This window comes from Mycobacterium kyorinense (genome assembly GCF_001672775.1).
GTDB classification, from domain to species: Bacteria; Actinomycetota; Actinomycetes; order Mycobacteriales; family Mycobacteriaceae; genus Mycobacterium; species Mycobacterium kyorinense_A.
The window spans coordinates 1-2616 of sequence record NZ_LZKJ01000184.1 but is presented as its reverse complement, the minus strand read 5'-3'; the positions used below and the strand labels follow the sequence as shown (position 1 = coordinate 2616).

General features: G+C 67.5%; 1 protein-coding gene. It reads left to right on the top strand.

Annotated features, from left to right (window positions below; all coding sequences use genetic code 11):
* On the top strand, positions 1–2616 hold a 2616-nt coding region (locus A5707_RS19830), incomplete at both ends, for a condensation domain-containing protein (RefSeq protein ID WP_156658176.1).

Genomic DNA, 2616 nt, shown 5'->3' with positions numbered 1-2616 from the left:
GATTCGGTGGTCCGCTCGCCCGAGGACTTCTACGCGCTGTTGGTCAAAGAACGCGTCAGTGTGTTGAGCCAGACACCGTCGGCGTTTTATGCACTGCAGACCGTCGATGCGCTCTCACCGGAGCTGGGTCCTCAACTCGAACTGAAGACGGTGGTGTTCGGCGGCGAAGCGCTGGAACCGCAACGTCTTAGCTCGTGGCTGGACAACCATCCGGGAGCACCGCGGCTGATCAACATGTACGGCATCACCGAAACCACGGTGCATGCCTCGTTCCGGGAAATCGTCGCTGACGATGTTGAGCACAGCGTCAGCCCGATCGGGAAACCGTTGGCGCATCTGGCCTTTTTCGTGCTCGACGGATGGCTGCGGCCGGTGCCGACCGGCGTGGTGGGCGAGTTGTACGTGGCCGGCGCCGGGCTGGCGTATGGGTATGTGCGCCGGTCGGATTTGACCGGGTCGCGCTTTGTGGCGTGCCCGTTCGGCGGTGCCGAAGCACCGGGCCTGCGGATGTATCGCACCGGCGATTTGGTGTGCTGGGGCGCTGACGGGCAGCTGCGATACATGGGCCGTGCTGACGAGCAGGTCAAGATCCGCGGATATCGCATCGAGTTGGGCGAGGTTCAGGCCGCTATGGCCGGGCTCGACGGGGTCGAGCAGGCGGTGGTGATGGCCCGCGAGGACCGTCCCGGCGATAAGCGCTTGGTGGGTTATGTGACCGGGGCCGTCGACCCGGCCGGATTGCGTGCTGCGCTGGCCGAGCGGTTGCCTGCCTACATGGTGCCGGCCGCAGTGGTGGCGATCGAGGCGCTGCCGTTGACGGTCAACGGCAAGCTGGATACCCGCGCGTTGCCCGCTCCGGAGTATCAGGATGTCGATCATTACCGCGCCCCGGCCAGCGCGATCGAGGAGACGCTGGCGGGCATCTATGCCCAAGTCCTCGGGCTGGAGCGGGTCGGGGTCGACGATTCGTTCTTCGACCTGGGGGGCGACAGCATTTCGGCCATCCAGGTGGTGGTGTGGGCCCGCGCGGCGAACCTGGTGTGTCGTCCGCGCGATATTTTCGTCGAGCAGACCGTGGCCCGGCTGGCCCGGGTGGCCACGGTGGCCACCGGGACCGAGGTGCCCGTCGACGAAGGTATCGGCCCGGTGGTGGCCACCCCGATCATGCGGTGGCTGGCCGAGGTCGACGGCCCGGTCGACGAGTTCAACCAGACGGTGCTGCTGCAGGCTCCGGCCGGAGTGACCGAGGCCGACGCGGCGGTTGTGTTGCAGGCCTTGCTGAATCGGCATGCGATGCTGCGGCTGCGCGCCGAGGACGACGGCGCCGGCGGGTGGGCCCTGACGGTGCCCGAGCCGGGATCGGTGGACGCCGGCCGGTGCCTGCTCTCGGTGGAGGAATTGTCCGACGAAGCCTTGGTGCGGGCCCGGTCGCGGTTGAACCCGGCCGCCGGGGTGATGCTCAGCGCGTTATGGGTCGCCTCGACCGGCCAGCTGGTGGTGATCATTCACCATCTGGCTATCGACGGGGTGTCGTGGCGAATTGTGTTGGAGGACATCAACATCGCCTGGGCCCAGCATCGCGGTGGAGGACAGGTGATGCTGCCGGCAACGGGAACATCGTTTGCCCGGTGGGGAGCACTGCTGGCTGAACACGCCCGCCACCCCGACGTCGTCCAGCATGCCGAGGTGTGGCGTCAGGTCGCGGCGACCCCGACGACGTTGCCCGCGGTGAAGCCGGACGTGGATACGTTCGCGAGCGCGGGGTATCTCACGGAATTGCTGGACGCCGAGACCACCCGCATGCTGCTCGGCGAGGTACCCGCGGCATTTCACGCTGGAGTGCAGGACATCTTGTTGATCGCCTTCGCGTTGGCGTGGGCGCAATTCTTGGGCACCGGCGGCGCGCCGATCGGTATCGACGTCGAGGGCCACGGACGCCAGGAGGAGCTGGCCGCCGATGTCGACCTGTCCCGCACAGTCGGCTGGTTCACCACCAAATACCCGGTGGCGGTGCACGTCGGCGGGCTGCGCTGGGTGCAGGTGGTGGCCGGCGACGCAGCCTTGGGCACGGTGATCAAGCAGGCCAAGGAGCAGCTGCGGGCCCTGCCCGACGGCCTAACCTATGGTCTACTGCGCTATTTGAACTCCGATGTGGACCTGGCCGGTTCTGACCCGGCGATCGGCTTCAACTACCTCGGACGGCTGGGTGCCCCGGCGGCTTACGCATCCGGCGATGTCTGGCGTTTCAGCGAGGAGGGCCTCTCGTTGACCGGTGCTGCGGGGTCGCTGGATATGCCGCTGGGCCACACCGTGGAACTCAACGCCGTCACGATCGACACCGACACCGGCCCGCACCTGAATGCCACGTGGACGTGGGCGCCTTCGGCGCTGGATCGCACCGCAATCACCCGAGTCAGCCGGTTGTGGTTTGACGCCCTGGCCGGCATCTGCGCGCATGTCCGCCGCGGCGGGGGCGGGCTCACCCCGTCCGACATCCTGCCGGCCCGGCTGAGCCAGCCGCAGATCGACGAGTTGTGCCGCCACTACCGCGTCGCCGACGTGTTGCCGCTGACCCCGCTGCAGCAAGGACTGCTTTACCACGCCAGCATCGCGCAG